Annotated in this window: 15 protein-coding genes; 6 read left to right on the top strand and 9 right to left on the bottom strand. The window is 69.5% G+C overall.

All coding sequences use genetic code 11. The features are described from left to right. The first annotated feature begins 24 nt into the window (after window positions 1–24). The gene (locus CHB84_RS11695) at window positions 25–669 is read left to right on the top strand and encodes a class I SAM-dependent methyltransferase (RefSeq protein ID WP_217898522.1); all 645 of its coding nucleotides are present in this window, start codon (window positions 25–27) and stop codon (window positions 667–669) included. Here CHB84_RS11695 and CHB84_RS11690 read toward each other — a convergent pair. The 7 genes from CHB84_RS11690 to hsaA form a co-directional block, all read right to left on the bottom strand. Next, entirely contained in the window at window positions 645–1,736 is a 1,092-nt protein-coding gene (locus tag CHB84_RS11690; RefSeq protein ID WP_089301585.1) for a prenyltransferase, read from the bottom strand. The genes CHB84_RS11695 and CHB84_RS11690 overlap by 25 nt on opposite strands. After that, the gene (locus CHB84_RS11685) at window positions 1,723–2,454 is read right to left on the bottom strand and encodes a class I SAM-dependent methyltransferase (RefSeq protein WP_089301584.1); all 732 of its coding nucleotides are present in this window, start codon (window positions 2,452–2,454) and stop codon (window positions 1,723–1,725) included. The genes CHB84_RS11690 and CHB84_RS11685 overlap by 14 nt, the downstream gene beginning before the upstream one ends. Then, window positions 2,448–3,701: a glycosyltransferase family 4 protein gene (locus CHB84_RS11680; protein WP_089301583.1), complete on the bottom strand. Its 1,254-nt coding sequence runs from the start codon at window positions 3,699–3,701 to the stop codon at window positions 2,448–2,450. Before CHB84_RS11680 ends, CHB84_RS11685 begins: the two co-directional genes overlap by 7 nt. Before the next feature lie 173 nt (window positions 3,702–3,874). Further along, a complete protein-coding gene (gene hsaB / locus CHB84_RS11675; protein WP_089301582.1) occupies window positions 3,875–4,456 on the bottom strand; it encodes a 3-hydroxy-9,10-secoandrosta-1,3,5(10)-triene-9,17-dione monooxygenase reductase subunit in 582 nt (193 codons plus the stop codon). A gap of 42 nt (window positions 4,457–4,498) precedes the next feature. Then, window positions 4,499–5,404 (bottom strand): iron-dependent extradiol dioxygenase HsaC, encoded by a 906-nt coding sequence (hsaC, locus tag CHB84_RS11670; RefSeq protein WP_089301581.1) that lies wholly within the window; start codon window positions 5,402–5,404, stop codon window positions 4,499–4,501. Between the two features lie 82 nt (window positions 5,405–5,486). Then, a complete protein-coding gene (hsaD, locus tag CHB84_RS11665) occupies window positions 5,487–6,335 on the bottom strand; it encodes a 4,5:9,10-diseco-3-hydroxy-5,9,17-trioxoandrosta-1(10),2-diene-4-oate hydrolase (RefSeq protein WP_089301580.1) in 849 nt (282 codons plus the stop codon). A 12-nt stretch (window positions 6,336–6,347) separates the two neighbouring features. Then, entirely contained in the window at window positions 6,348–7,526 is a 1,179-nt protein-coding gene (gene hsaA / locus CHB84_RS11660) for a 3-hydroxy-9,10-secoandrosta-1,3,5(10)-triene-9,17-dione monooxygenase oxygenase subunit (protein ID WP_089301579.1), read from the bottom strand. 388 nt (window positions 7,527–7,914) lie between these two features. Here hsaA and kstD point away from each other — a divergent pair, with 388 nt between their 5' ends. Genes kstD through CHB84_RS11635 form a run of 5 tightly spaced genes read left to right on the top strand, consistent with a single transcriptional unit; the run spans window position 7,915 to window position 13,096 of the window. Continuing rightward, the gene (kstD, locus tag CHB84_RS11655; protein WP_089301578.1) at window positions 7,915–9,615 is read left to right on the top strand and encodes a 3-oxosteroid 1-dehydrogenase; all 1,701 of its coding nucleotides are present in this window, start codon (window positions 7,915–7,917) and stop codon (window positions 9,613–9,615) included. Further along, window positions 9,612–10,766: a 3-ketosteroid-9-alpha-monooxygenase, oxygenase component gene (locus CHB84_RS11650; RefSeq protein WP_089301577.1), complete on the top strand. Its 1,155-nt coding sequence runs from the start codon at window positions 9,612–9,614 to the stop codon at window positions 10,764–10,766. Before kstD ends, CHB84_RS11650 begins: the two co-directional genes overlap by 4 nt. A 5-nt stretch (window positions 10,767–10,771) precedes the next feature. Then, window positions 10,772–11,125 (top strand): hypothetical protein, encoded by a 354-nt coding sequence (locus CHB84_RS11645; protein WP_342743953.1) that lies wholly within the window; start codon window positions 10,772–10,774, stop codon window positions 11,123–11,125. A 44-nt stretch (window positions 11,126–11,169) separates the two neighbouring features. Beyond that, window positions 11,170–12,228 (top strand): ferredoxin--NADP reductase, encoded by a 1,059-nt coding sequence (locus tag CHB84_RS11640; RefSeq protein WP_089301633.1) that lies wholly within the window; start codon window positions 11,170–11,172, stop codon window positions 12,226–12,228. A gap of 10 nt (window positions 12,229–12,238) precedes the next feature. After that, window positions 12,239–13,096, top strand: a complete 858-nt coding sequence (locus CHB84_RS11635; protein ID WP_089301576.1) for a MaoC/PaaZ C-terminal domain-containing protein — start codon at window positions 12,239–12,241, stop codon at window positions 13,094–13,096. A gap of 39 nt (window positions 13,097–13,135) precedes the next feature. Here CHB84_RS11635 and CHB84_RS11630 read toward each other — a convergent pair whose 3' ends face one another. Continuing rightward, window positions 13,136–13,519, bottom strand: a complete 384-nt coding sequence (locus CHB84_RS11630) for a type II toxin-antitoxin system VapC family toxin (protein WP_245818687.1) — start codon at window positions 13,517–13,519, stop codon at window positions 13,136–13,138. 19 nt (window positions 13,520–13,538) lie between these two features. After that, window positions 13,539–13,790 carry a type II toxin-antitoxin system Phd/YefM family antitoxin gene (locus tag CHB84_RS11625; RefSeq protein WP_089301574.1) on the bottom strand — a complete coding sequence of 84 codons (252 nt, stop codon included), beginning with the start codon at window positions 13,788–13,790 and terminating at the stop codon, window positions 13,539–13,541. Between the last annotated feature and the right edge of the window lie 13 nt (window positions 13,791–13,803).

The raw sequence follows: 13,803 nt of genomic DNA, 5'->3' as shown, positions 1-13,803 counted from the left end.
GACGAAAGGCGACCCCTCGTGCCGATGCCCGACGAGCTGATCGACCACGCCGTGCGCGCGCCCGGCTTCATGCCGAGCGAGGAAGGGATCGCGCTCTACGAGGCGGCACGCGAGCACCTCGCGGGCGGGCTCGCCGTGGAGATCGGCAGCTACTGCGGCAAGTCCACCGTCTTCCTCGCCGCGGCCGCGCGCGAGGCGGGCGGCACCGTCGTCACCGTGGACCATCACCGCGGCTCGGAGGAGCACCAGCCGGGCTGGGAGTACCACGACCCGGAGCTGGTGGACGCGCGCTCCGGCAGGCTGGACACGCTCGCCGCGTTCCGCCGCACGATCACCGACGCCGAGCTGGAGGACCACGTCGTGGCGGTGGTCGGCCGGTCGGACGCGGTGGCTGCGTTCTGGCGCTCGCCCATCACGTTCCTGTTCGTCGACGGCGGCCACAGCGAGGAGGCCGCACAGGCCGACTACACGGGCTGGGCACCCTGGGTCTCACCGGACGGTGTCCTTGCCATCCACGACGTCTTCCCGGACCCCCGCGACGGGGGCCGCCCGCCGTACCACGTCTACCGGCGTGCCATCGACAGCGGCACGTTCACCGAGATCTCCGCTACCGGCTCGCTACGGGTGTTGCGCAGGCTAGGCGGTCAGCCGGGCGCTCCGGTGGCGTAGAGGCTGCGGCAGCCACAGCGGGCGCCGTCGATGGCGAGCCCGGTCGGCAGCTCGTCCGCCCGAAAGATGCCGCTCGCGGGCGTGGTCCCCGACAGCGCGTCCGCGGCCAGCACCACCGCGGCTCCCGTCCAAGTGGTGCGCTCCTCCGGCCACCGCTTGCCGTCGGCGTACACCAGGCCGGTCCAGTACGAGCCGTCCGGGTCCCGCAGGTGTTGCATCGCGGCGAGCAGGTCCCTGGCAAGAGCCGCCTCGCCCACCGCGTCGAGGCTCAGCGCCAGCTCGCACGTCTCGGCACCGGTGACCCACGGGTGGTCGTCCACGCAGCGCGCGCCGAGCTCGTCGAGCACGAAGTGCCGCCACCGTTCCCACAGCCGGTCCCGCCCGGCCTGGCCGCGCAGGACGCCACCGAGCACAGGATAGTACCAGTCCATCGAGTACCTGCGTTTGTCCACGAAGGAGTCCGGGTGGTGGCGCAAGGCGTGCGCGAGCCTGCCGAGCGCGACCTCCCACTCCGGCTGCGGCTCGTCCACGAACGTGGCGAGCGCGAGGGCGCACCGCAGGCTGTGGTGGATACTCGAACACCCGGACAGCAACGCCTCCGGCAGGATCCCGCCGTTCTGGTCGCCTGCCCAGTAGATCTCCCCCCGCTCGGCCTGCAGCCCGAGCACGAAGTCGATGGCCTGCCGCACCACGGGCCACATCCGGCGCGCGAAGACCGCGTCGCCGGTGACCAGCAGGTGGTGCCATACGCCGACGGCGATGTAGGCGCAGAAGTTCGTGTCCGCGCCCGCGTCCTCCACGACGCCCTCACGTACCTGCATGGGCCACGACCCGTCCGCACGCTGGGTGCGCCGCGACCACTCGTAGGCGGCTTCGGCCTCGGCACGCAACCCGCCCGCGCTCAGCGCCATCGCGGACTCGACGTGGTCCCAGGGATCGACGTGCCCGCCGGGGAACCACGGGATCGCTCCGGAGGGTTCCTGGGTCGCGGCAATGGACCGGACGGTGGCCAGTACCGCGGACGGGGTGAGGATGCCCGGTACGGACGGGACGTTACCGGGGGCCAACCGGAACCTCCTGCTTGACCATGTAGACGGCCACGCTCTTGCCGAGCACAGGGTCGAGTACGCGCTCGGCGCCGCGGGTCAGCCACGGCCGGCTCATCATGTCCCACACCAGCAGGCGGTGATACGCCTTGACCAGCGGGTTGTCCTCGTTGTCCACGCCGACCGCGCACTTGAGCCACCAGTACGGCGAGTGCAGCGCGTGCGCGTGGTGCCGGTGCACCGGGCTCAGTCCGGCCGAGCGCAACCGTTCGGTCAGCTGAGTCGCGCGGTAGATGCGCACGTGCCCGCCTTCGACTTGGTGGTAGGCGTCCGACAGGGCCCAGCACACCCGCTCGGGCAACCACTTCGGCACCGTCACCGCTGCCGTCCCGCCCGGCCGCAGGACCCTGGCCAGCTCCCAGATGGCCTTGTCGTCCTCGGGTATGTGCTCGAGGATCTCGGAGGCGATCACGCGGTCGAACGAGGCGTCCGGGAACGGCAGTTCCAGCGCGTCCCCTGCCACGGTGCTGGCCGATGCCGTATCGGGCACCTCACCGGCCTCGGACATCGCGGCGAACATCTCCTCGACGGCGTCCAGCTCCGTGCGGTCCTGGTCGAACGCGACCACCTCGGCACCGCACCGGTACGCCTCGAAGGCGTGCCTGCCCGCCCCGCATCCGAGGTCCAGCACCCGGTCGCCCGGCCGCATCCGCAGCTGGTCGAAGTCCACAGTCAGCACGTGCTCGCTCCCTTTCCGCTCCGGGCTCTGTCGATCGCCTCCGCATAGCATTCCGCGGTCGCCGCGGCCACCGACGTCCAGCTGTACCGGTCCACCGCACGGCGCCTGCCGGCCTCGCCGAGCTGCCGCGCCCGTTCCGGATCCTCCAGCAGGCTCGCCAGCTGCTGCGCGAGGGCCTCGGTGTCGCCCGGCGGCGCCAGCAGAGCGCACTCCCCGTCGCCGCCGACCACCTCGGGCAGCGCGCCCGCGTCGCTGACCACGAGCGGGGTGGCGCAGGACATGGCCTCCACGGTCGGCAGCGAGAACCCCTCGTACAGCGAGGGCACGCACGCCACCTCGGCGGAGCCGAGCAGCGTGGCGAGCTCGGAGTCGTCGATTCCGCTGACGGTGTGCACGATGTCCCCGATGGCGAGGTCCTCGATCAGCCGTTCCGTCGGGCCGCCCTTGGTCAGCTGCGTCACCACGGTCAGCTCGACCGCCCGCTCGGTACGCAGCTTGGCCACGGCCTCGAGGAGATGGCGCACCCCCTTGAGCGGGACGTCCGCGCTGGCCACCGCCACGATCCGGCCGGGAACCCGCTGGGTACGGGACGGCCGGAACAGCGACGTGTCCACGCCGAGCGGGACCGTACGGATCTGCTCGGCAGGCACCCCGAAGTCGTTCGCGATGTCCTCTGCCGAGCTACGCGAGACCGTGATCACGTCGTCGAGCCTGCGTGCGACGCGTGCCTGCATCCGGACGAAGCCGTACCAGCGCCGGACGGCCAGCTTGCGCCGCAGTGGCGCCGCCGCCAGGTCCGCCGTGCGGTCCTGGGTGATGGGGTGGTGCACGGTGGCCAGCAGCGGGATACCCGACTCGCGCAGCGGCAGCAAGCCGGAGCCGAGGCTCTGGTTGTCGTGCACCACGTCGAACTCGTCCGCCCGGGCGCGCAGTATCCTGGCCACCCGCATGCTGAACGTCAGTGGCTCGGGAAAGCCTGCCGTCCACATCAACCCGAGCTCGAGCAGGTCGATGCCGTCGCGGATCTCACTCGGGCGCGGCGTGCGGAACGGGTCCGACTCGCGGTAGAGGTCGAGGCTCGGCACCTTGGTGAGCTCGACGCCCGGGTCGAGCTCCGGGTACGGCTGCCCCGAGAAGACCTCCACCTCGTGCCCCAGCTCGGCCAGGCCCCTGCTCAGGTACCGGACGTAGACTCCCTGACCCCCACAGTGCGGTTTACTCCGGTAGGACAGCAGTGCGACACGCACGGTTCACCTCCCACCCACGCAGCCGCGCACCGCATGCTGCCACGGGCCGCTTCTCATCGTCGTTGACACACCCGCAGTCGGCGAGTACCACCGATCAGCGTAACCTACCGGCGAGTTTAGAACATGTTCTCTACCACAGTAGGCGACTGTGACGACGGCTACACCGGACCGGCCTAGACCCAGTCGTCCGGACCGGGCCAGGTCAGAAACGCTGTCAGGTGCTCGGGCGCCGGTGCGGCCTCGCCACGCTCCAACCCGATCGCGGCGTACCGGCCGCGGTAGAACAGCAGCGGGCGGTCGTCGGCAAGGTCGCCGAGCTCGCGCACCCTGCCGACGACGATGAAGTGGTCTCCCGCGTCGTGTACCGTCTCCACGGCACAGTCGATCCAGGTCAGCGCGCCGTCGAGGAGGGGGGCGCCGGACTCCGCGCGCGTCCAGCCGACCCGGGAGAACCTGTCGTCGCCCGGGGAGCCGAACACCGTACTCACGTCCCGCTGGGACTCGCCGAGCACGTTCACCGCGAAGTACCCGGCGGCTTCGATGACCGGCCACGCGCGCGAGGTCTTGCCGGGGCAGAAGAGTACGTAGGGCGGGTCCAGCGAGAGCGCGGCGAACGACTGGCACGCGAACCCGACGGGACCGTCCGGCCCGTAGCCGGTGACGACCGTCACACCGGTACAGAAGTGGCCGAGTACCGTACGGAACCGCGCGGCGTCCACGGCCGCGTCTTGCCCGGTCGCTGCCTGTGCCGTCATATCCCCTGCCCTCGCTGCTCGTTGCCGCGCATCGCCACGGCCCTACTGGTTGCGCCAGCCGACGCTGAAGTCGTGTCCCCAGAGGCTGACCGCGGTGCTCTCCCGCGCGATCCAGGTCTCGTCCGCGACCTGCCTGCCCTCGCAGCCGAACTCGACGTCGAACCCGCCGGGGGTCTTCATGTAGAACGACAGCATCAGGTCGTTCACGTGCCTGCCCAGCGTGGCCGACATGGGCACCTTGTGCTTCTCCGCACGATCCAGGCACAACCCCACGTCATCGGTGTTCTCCACCTCGATCATGATGTGCACGATCCCGCTCGGGGTCGGCATCGGCAGGAACGCGAGGCTGTGGTGCCGCGGGTTGCACCCGAAGAACCGCAACCACGCGGGGGCGTCGCCTTTGGACCGGCCAACCACCTCGGGCGGGAACCGCATGGAGTCGCGCAGCCGGAACCCGAGCACGTCGCGGTAGAAGCGCAGCGAGGACTCGTCGTCGTGAGTGGACAACACGATGTGCCCGAGCCCCTGCTCGCCCGTGACGAACCGGTGGCCGTGCGGGCTGACGACCCGGTCGTGGCGCAGCGCGATGCCGTGGAAGGCCTCGAGGGTGTTGCCCGTCGGGTCGGTGAAGCTGATCAGCTCGTCTACGCGGCGTTCGGCGAGCTGGTCCGCCGTCCCCTCCTTGTAGGCGACACCGGCCGCCTCCAGCCGTTCCCGGACCTCTTGCAGCTCCCCGGCATTGGCGACCTCCCAGCCGGCCTGCGCGAGCCGGTCGGTCTCCCCCGGCACGATCACCAGCCGCGCGGGGAACTCGTCCATCCGCAGGTACAGCGCGTCCGGGTCGGACCCGGACCCCTCCACGAGACCGAGCACATCCAGCGCGTACTCGCGCCACGCCGCCATGTCGGTGGCCTCGATCCGCAGGTAACCGAGCGATCGAATGCCCATCACACACCACTCCTCATGTCTTGTGTGGCTCACGCAGAGTCGTTCACCGGGTCGTTCACCGGGTCGTTCAGGGGGAAGCCCTTCACGGGTCGGCCAGGAAGTCCGTGGCGAGCCGGTTGAACTCCTCGAACTTCTCCAGCTGCGCCCAGTGCCCGCAGCGCCCGAACACGTGCAGCTGTGCCCTGGGGATCGTCTTCAGCGCCATCAGCGCGCCGTCCAGCGGGTTGACACGGTCCTCCCGGCCCCAGACGAGCAGCACGCGTTGCCGCAGCCGGTAGGCCTCGCGCCACAGCATGCCGCGCTCGGCCTCGTCGGCACGCATGAACGACTCGCCCATGGCCTTCATGGCGGCCATCGACTCCGGCGTGCTCGCTGCCGCGTACCGCTCCTCGAGCAGTTCCGGGGTGATCAGCGACTGGTCGTAGACCATGACGCGCAGGAACTGCTCGAGCTTGTCCTTGCTCGGTCCCGGAGGCGCAGCGAAGTCGGCGAGCTTCTGCACGCCCTCCGTCGGGTCGGCCGAGAACACGTTCACGCTCAGGCCGCCGGGCCCCATCAGCACCAGCCTGCCTGCCCGGTCCGGGTAGTCCAGCGCGAACCGCACGGCGGCGCCACCGCCGAGGGAGTTGCCGATCAGGTGTGCCCTGCCGATACCGAGCGTGTCGAGCAGGCCTGCGAGCGCGCTCGCGCTGTGCGTGAAGTACTGCGGGTGCTCTGTCGGCTTGTCCGAGCGCCCGAACCCGGGCTGGTCCACGGCCAGCACGTGGAACTTCTTGGCCAGTTCCGGGATGTTGCGCGCGAAGTTGCTCCACGCGGAGGCTCCGGGTCCGCCACCGTGCAGCAGCACGACCGTCTCGTCGTGCTCGGTGCCTGCCTCGTGGTAGTGCAGCCGCAGGCCCTCGCGTGCCTCGGCGTAGCTGCCTTCGGTCATGAACCGGCCCTCCTAGACCATCGAGTCCTTGACGCGCTGACCGAACTCGGCGGTGCCGAACATGGTGTACGCCCGCTCCGGGTCGTTGGCCGCGTGCACCCGCCCGGCGTGCGCGTCCCGCCAGAACCGCTGGATCGGTGTGCCGGACTTCAGTGCCCGACCCCCGGAGTTCTCGAAGAGCCGGTCGATGGCCGCGATCGCGCGCTCGCTGCCGCGCACCTGGTCGCGGCGCACCCGCACGCGCGAGGAGAACGGGATCTTCTCACCGGCGCAGGCGTGCTGGTACAGCTCATCGATGTTGTGGGTCAGCTGCAGCCACGCGGCGTCGATCTCGCTGGCGGCCTCGGCGATGCGCACCTTGGCGAACGGGTCGTCCTTGGACTCCTCACCCGCGTAAGCCGCGCGCACCCTGCTGCGCTGGTGTTCCACGTGGGCGTCGTACGCGCCCTGGGCCATACCGATGATCGGCGCGGTGATCGTGCTGGGATGCACGGAGCCGAACGGGAGCCGGTACAGCGGGCCCGGGTTGACGTCCTGCCCCGGCACCTCGCACTTGGACATGGGGATGAAGCTCAGCACGCGGTGTTCGGGGACGAACACGTCGTCGACGATGATGTCGTTGCTGCCCGTCCCGCGCAGGCCGACGGTGTCCCACACGTCGTCGATCGTGTAGTCACTGTTCGGCAGCAGGTACGTGCAGAAGTCGACGGCGTTGCCCTCGGAGTCGAACGCGGGCCCCCCGAGCAGCACCCAGGTGGCGTGGTCGCATCCCGAGGAGAAGTTCCAGCGTCCGGACAGCCGGTACCCGCCGTCGACCAGCTGGGCCTTGCCCATCGGCGCGTAGGAGGAAGAGATCCGCGTGTCGGTGTCCGCGCTCCACACCTCCTCCTGTGCCCTGCCGTCGAACAACCCCACGTGCCACGGGTGCACGCCGAGGATGGATGCGACCCATCCGGTCGAGCCGCACGCACTTGCAACACGTTTTACCGCGGTGAAGAAGCTGACCGGGTCGGCCTCGTAGCCCCCGTGGAGCTTCGGCTGGAGCAGCTTGAAGAAGCCCGTCTCCTGCAGCGCCTTGATCGACTCGTCCGGAATCCGCCGGGCATCCTCTGTGTCCTGGGCCCTTTCGCGCAGCACCGGAAGCACGTCGTCGATGCTGGCCAGCACCTCGCCGGCAGTGTTGTCAGCCATGAATGCCCCTGTTCGTCAACCGTTGCAGCCTTCGCGGCGAGGAGTTCCCGACCTCGCGTCGCTCTGCACCTAGACTAGAACATGTTCTCGTTTTTGTCGATAGCGGACCCCGGTGGACCCCTCGGCGCGACACGGGACCCGAGCGCCGCGGGTCATCGCGAGCCCTGGACGCCCGGACCCGCCGCGCGGTGCGCCCCCGTTTCTGCCAGTGGGACACCATCTAGAACTGAAACAAGTTCTCGTTTATGGTGACCCTGGAACCACTGCGGCCCTAGCAGTGAGGGATGGAGTGCACCGGGTTCAATATTGTAACCTGTTTCAGAAAGCACGGTGAGGGCACGCGGGTAGGCAGCGCGGGCGTACGGCCCGGGCAGGCTTAAGGAGCGGCATGCAAGAGTTCGACGTCATCGTCGTCGGCAGCGGCGCAGCCGGGATGGCTGCGGCGCTCGCGGCGGCGCACAGCGGGCTGTCGGTGCTCGTCGTCGAGAAGTCAGGCACGTTCGGCGGGTCGACCGCCCGCTCGGGCGGCGGTGTCTGGATCCCGGACAACGAGGTACTGCGCGAGGCCGGGATCACCGACAACCCGGACGACGCGAAGGCCTACCTCGAACACATCATCGGCGCCGACGTCGACCCGGAACGCATCGACACCTACCTGGAGCGCGGCCCGGAGGTGCTGTCGTTCCTGCTGCGCAGCACCCCGCTGCGGATGCGGTGGGTGCCGTACTACTCGGACTACTACCCGGAGGCGCCCGGGGGCCGGTCGCACGGGCGCTCGGTCGAGCCACGGCCGTTCGACGGCAAGCGGCTCGGTACCGAGCTGGCCAACCTGGAACCGGACTACGGCAAGGCACCGCTGAACGTCGTGATCACCCAGGCCGACTTCCGCTGGCTCAACCTCATCTCCAGGCATCCCCGTGGCCCGCTGCGCGCACTGCGCGTCGGTATGCGCTGGTTCGGCGCGAAGCTACTGCGCAAGAGGCTGCTCGGCAGGGGTCAGGCGCTGGCGGCCGCACTGCGGCAGGGCCTGCGCGATGCCGGTGTGCCCGTGTGGCTGAACACCCCGCTCGTCGAGCTGACCCAGCAGGACGGCGAGGTCACCGGAGTCGTCGTCAACAGCGAGGGCAACGAGCTGACCCTGCGCGCCCGGCACGGTGTGGTGCTCACCACAGGCGGGTTCGAGCACAACGAGGCCATGCGCAAGCAGCACCAGCGTGAGCCGATCGGCACCGAGTGGTCCGTGGGTGCCAAGTCCAACACCGGGGACGGCATCCGCGCAGGGCAGGACGTCGGTGCCGCCGTCGAGTTCATGTCCGACGCCTGGTGGGGGCCGTCGATCCCGCTGACCGGCGGCCCCTGGTTCTGCCTCGCCGAGCGCTCGCTGCCCGGCAGCCTCATGATCAATGACCGCGGCGCGCGCTTCGTCAACGAGTCGGCGCCCTACGTCGAGGCCGTGCACGCCATGTACGGCGGGCCGCGCGGGCAGGGCGAGGGCCCCGCAGAGAACATCCCGACGTGGATCGTCTTCGACCAGCGGTACCGCAACCGGTACGTCTTCGCCGGTGTCGGGCCCAGGCAGAAGCTGCCCGGACGCTGGTACAAGGCAGGGGTCGTGCAGAGCGCCCCCACCGTCGCCGAGCTGGCCGAGCGCATCGGCGTGCCCGCTGATGCGCTGCAAGCCACCATCGAGCGGTTCAACGGCTTCGCGGCAGCGGGCGAGGACGCCGACTTCGGCCGCGGGCGCAGCGCCTACGACCACTACTACGGCGACCCCCGCAACCGGCCCAACCCCAGCCTCGCCCCGCTCGAGGTCGCCCCGTTCTACGCGGTGAAGATGGTGCCGGGTGACCTCGGCACCAAGGGTGGCCTCCGCACGGACGCGCGGGCGCGGGTGTTGCGCTCCGACGGCACGCCCATCGGCGGGCTCTACGCCGCGGGCAACGCCAGCGCTCCGGTGATGGGGCACACCTATGCTGGCCCGGGAGCGACGATCGGGCCCGCCATGGTTTTCGGGTACCTCGCAGTACACGACATCGCGAGCACGGGCTCCGCCGCGCTCAGCGAGCAACGCAACGGAGGGATGGAATGAGCTCCCAGTCGAACACCGCCGAGACCCCGTTCCGCACCATCGACAGTGGCGAGCTACCGGACCGGTTCGCCCGCGGCTGGCACTGCCTCGGGCTGACCGAGCATTTCGCCGACGGCAAGCCACACGCCATCAACGCCTTCGGCACGAAGCTCGTGGTCTTCGCGAGCAGCGATGGCACCATCAACGTCCTCGACGGGTACTGCAGGCACATGGGTGGCGACCTCACCCAGGGCGAGGTCAAGGGCGACGAGATCGCCTGCCCCTTCCACGACTGGCGCTGGGGCGGCGACGGCAAGTGCAAGTCCATCCCGTACGCGCGCCGCGTCCCGCTGCGCGCCCGCACCCGGTCGTGGCCGACGCTGGAGCGGAACAAGCAGCTGTTCGTGTGGAACGACCCTGAGGGCAACCCGCCGCCCGAGCACGTCACGATCCCGCAGATCGAGGGCGTGGGCAGCGAGGAGTGGAGCAACTGGACCTGGAACTCGGTGTACATCGAAGGATCCAACTGCCGCGAGATCGTGGACAACGTCGTGGACATGGCGCACTTCTTCTACATCCACCACGCGTTCCCCACCTACTTCAAGAACGTGTTCGAGGGCCACATCGCCTCGCAGTACCTCAACACCAAGGGCAGGCCGGACAAGGGCATGGCGTCCAACTACGGCGGCGAGGAGAACCTGCTGCGTTCCGAGGCGCACTACTACGGCCCCTCGTACATGATCAACTACCTGCACAACACCTATAAGGGCCTCGAGATCGAGAACGTGCTGATCAACTGCCACTACCCGGTCACGGCGAACTCGTTCGTGCTGCAGTGGGGCGTGATGGTCAAGAAGCTGCCCGGTGTGGACGACAAACAGGCCGACGACATCGCAGGCAAGTTCGCCAAGAGCATCGGTGAGGGCTTCATGCAGGACGTGGAGATCTGGCAGAACAAGGCGCGTATCGACAACCCCTTGCTCTGCGAGGAGGACGGTGCCGTCTACCAGCTGCGGCGCTGGTACGAGCAGTTCTACGTCAACGCCGACGAGGTCACGGAGGACATGACCAAGCGCTTCGAGTTCGAGGTGGACACCACCCGCGCCAACGAGGTGTGGGAGGCGGAGGTCGCCGAGAACCTGGCGAACCAGCAGCAGGAAGCAGGAGTCTGACGGCGTTGACCACGAAGCCCTCGGAGATCGACACCCCCGGCGCGGCGACCACGTTCGGCCGGGCGACCACGCGCGCCGACACGCTCGCCGACCGCCGGTCGTACCTCGTCGACGGGCTCGCCCCTGTGTCCTGCGAGACGTGCGGGACCGAGGTACTGGTACGCAAGAACAGCACCAAGCACACCAGTATCCAGTGGACGACCGACCCGGCTCGCAGCTGCCCGATCTACGCCGAGCAGGTCTCCCGGGGCGAGAACACCGCGCTGCTGGACACCTGTGAGCGCCTGACCGAGAGCATCGCGCGCGCGGTCGAGGCCGGGCGGATCCGCGTCGGCTCACCGGAGGAGGGTGCGTCGTGAGCGAGCAGCTTCCGGCCGCAGCCGGTGCCACCGCCGAGCCCGCGCTGGCGGGCGAGCGGGTGCACCGGCTGCGGGTCAGCGGCACCGTCGCCGAGACCCACGACGCGCGGTCGATCGTGTTCGAGGTACCGGTAGGTGAGGCCGAACGGCTCACCTACCGGCCGGGCCAGTTCCTCACCCTGCGCGTGCCGAGCGAGCGCACCGGCTCGGTCGCCCGCTGCTACTCGCTGTCCAGCGCACCCCACAGGGGCGGCGACCTCAAGGTCACCGTCAAGCGCGTCGAGGACGGGTACGCCTCGAACTGGCTGTGCGACAACGTGACCGAGGGCATGGAACTCGACGTGCTCGAGCCCGCCGGGGTGTTCACCCCGAAATCGCTCGACTCGGACCTGCTGATGTTCGCCGGTGGCAGCGGGATCACTCCCGTGATGTCCATTGTGCTGTCCGTGCTCGAGCGCGGCACGGGCACCGTCTCGCTCGTCTACGCCAACCGGGACGAGCGTTCGGTCATCTTCGCGGGCGAGCTGGCCGAGCTGGCTGCCGCCTACCCGGACCGGCTCACCGTCGTGCACTGGCTGGAGTCGGTGCAGGGGCTGCCGACAGCGGCGGGCCTGCGGGCACTGGCACGGCCGTGGGCAGGCAGGGAGGCCTTCATCTGCGGGCCCGGTGCCTTCAAGGAGGTCACCGCGCAGGCGTTGCGCGACCTGGACGTCCCGTCCAACCGTGTCCACATCGAACGGTTCGTCTCGCTGTCCCGCAACCCGTTCGAGGAGTCCGCGACCGGCGAGGCCGAGGCGGCAGGCGACGCAGGAGCCGAAGGCGACGCAGCGCCTGCCGCGCTCGAGGTCGAGCTGGACGGCCAGCGCAACACCTTCGCGTGGCCGCGATCCAAGAAGCTGCTGGACTTCCTGCTGGAGAACGGCGTCGACGCGCCGTACTCCTGCCGCGAGGGCGCCTGCAGTGCGTGCGCGTGCCGGGTGACCTCCGGCGAGGTCAAGATGCTCAACAACGACGTGCTCGAGCCGGTCGACCTGGACGAGGGAATCGTGCTGGCCTGCCAGTCCCTCCCGGTGACCGACTCGGTATCGGTCAGCTACGAGTGAGGAGGGGCCCATGCCCATCGACCCCGCTACCGCGATCGGAGCCGACCTCGGCGAGACGAGCTTCTCCTGGGGCTCCTCCGATGTGCTGCTGTACCACCTCGGCATCGGTGCCGGGGCACGCCCGGACGACCCTGCCGAGCTGCGCTACACGTACGAGCGGGACCTCCGGGTGCTGCCGACCTTCGCGACGGTAGCGGCGACCATGCACGAGACCGAGCCGCCGCAGGTCTCGTTTCCCGGTGTGGAGATCGACCTCGCCAAGGTGGTGCACGGCAAGCAGGAGATCGTCGCGCACCGCCCGCTGCCCGCGGACGGCAAGGCACGGGCGCGCGGGCGCATCGCGGACGTGCAGGACAAGGGCAAGGCCGCGGTGATCGTGCAGGAGACCGAGGTGACCGACGAGGCGGGCGAGCCGCTCTGGACCGCTCGTTCCAGCATCTTCGCCAAGGGTGAGGGCGGCTTCGGCGGCGAGCGAGGGCCGTCGGAGTCGGTGGAGCTGCCGGACCGCGCACCCGACGAGGTCATCGACACCCCCACGCTCGGCCAGCAGGCCCTGCTGTACCGGCTGTGCGGCGACCGCAACCCGCTGCACATCGACCCGGAGTTCGCGAAAGCCGCCGGGTTCGATGCGCCGATCCTGCACGGGCTGTGCACCTACGGCATGGTCGCCAAGGCCGTCACCGGCGCGGTACTCGGCGGCGACCCGGACCGGGTGGCCTCCTGGTCGGCCCGGTTCGCGGGCATCGTGCTGCCCGGGGAGACGCTGCGCACCAGGATCTGGGACACCGGCCGGCGCTACCTGGTCAACACCGTGGCCGTGGAGCGGGACGCACCGGTCCTCGCCGACGGGGTGCTCAGCGAGCGGTGAGGTGGTGATCGCGGCGGAAGACCGACGGCCCTACCGCTCTCAGATCGCCGTGACAGTAACCAACGTGTCGAGGCCGTAAAAGTCCACCGGGTTCCGGGTCAGGAGAGGCCAACCGTGGGCACCAGCGATCGAGGCGATCTGCAGATCCGCCAGCCTGCGACGAGCTTGCCGGCCCTCGGCCCGCACGCGAGCGAACACGTGGCCGTAGAACCGCGCCGCCTCGGCGTCGAACGGCACCGGGGTGAAGCTGGTCTCGACCCATTGCAGCCTGCGCAAGCGCGCTGCCTGGTCATCGGTCGTCTTTGCGGCCGCTACCCCGGCGGTAAGTTCCGCCAGCGTGATCGCGGACAGATGCAGCGCGCCGTCCGGCAGCATGGCCGGATCGAGGTCCACTCCAAGATCGATCACGACGTTGGTGTCCATCAGGACGGGTGCGGGGGCGTCAGTCATCGATCACGACATCGTTGTCGACCTCGGCATCCAGCTCCGCACGCAACTGCCCCGAATCGACAGCGGGCAATGTCGCAACCGCGTCAGCGATCTCGGTTTTTGTCTGGTACGCCCGCCGCTGGGCAGGGATAACCTCAGCGGTGGGCGTACTGCCGCGCACGACAGTGAACCGTTCCCCGTGTTCGACACGATTCAGTATCCGGGAGCTGTCGTTGCGCAACTCGCTGGGCGTTATTTCCGGCATGACACCATGTTAG

Origin of the sequence: Haloechinothrix alba, from assembly GCF_900188115.1 — a bacterium.
Taxonomy (GTDB): Bacteria; Actinomycetota; Actinomycetes; order Mycobacteriales; family Pseudonocardiaceae; genus Haloechinothrix; species Haloechinothrix alba.
Note: the sequence above shows the minus strand (reverse complement) of the source record. Positions and strands in the feature narration are given on the sequence as shown.

Coding starts and splice junctions, on each gene's coding strand:
- CHB84_RS11695 (WP_217898522.1), top strand. CDS start 25: ATGCCCGACGAGCTGATCGACCACGCCGTGCGCGCGCCCGGCTTCATG.
- hsaB (WP_089301582.1), bottom strand. CDS start 4,456: ATGACGGCACAGGCAGCGACCGGGCAAGACGCGGCCGTGGACGCCGCG.
- hsaC (WP_089301581.1), bottom strand. CDS start 5,404: ATGGGCATTCGATCGCTCGGTTACCTGCGGATCGAGGCCACCGACATG.
- hsaD (WP_089301580.1), bottom strand. CDS start 6,335: ATGACCGAAGGCAGCTACGCCGAGGCACGCGAGGGCCTGCGGCTGCAC.
- hsaA (WP_089301579.1), bottom strand. CDS start 7,526: ATGGCTGACAACACTGCCGGCGAGGTGCTGGCCAGCATCGACGACGTG.
- kstD (WP_089301578.1), top strand. CDS start 7,915: ATGCAAGAGTTCGACGTCATCGTCGTCGGCAGCGGCGCAGCCGGGATG.
- CHB84_RS11650 (WP_089301577.1), top strand. CDS start 9,612: ATGAGCTCCCAGTCGAACACCGCCGAGACCCCGTTCCGCACCATCGAC.
- CHB84_RS11635 (WP_089301576.1), top strand. CDS start 12,239: ATGCCCATCGACCCCGCTACCGCGATCGGAGCCGACCTCGGCGAGACG.
- CHB84_RS11630 (WP_245818687.1), bottom strand. CDS start 13,519: ATGGACACCAACGTCGTGATCGATCTTGGAGTGGACCTCGATCCGGCC.
- CHB84_RS11625 (WP_089301574.1), bottom strand. CDS start 13,790: ATGCCGGAAATAACGCCCAGCGAGTTGCGCAACGACAGCTCCCGGATA.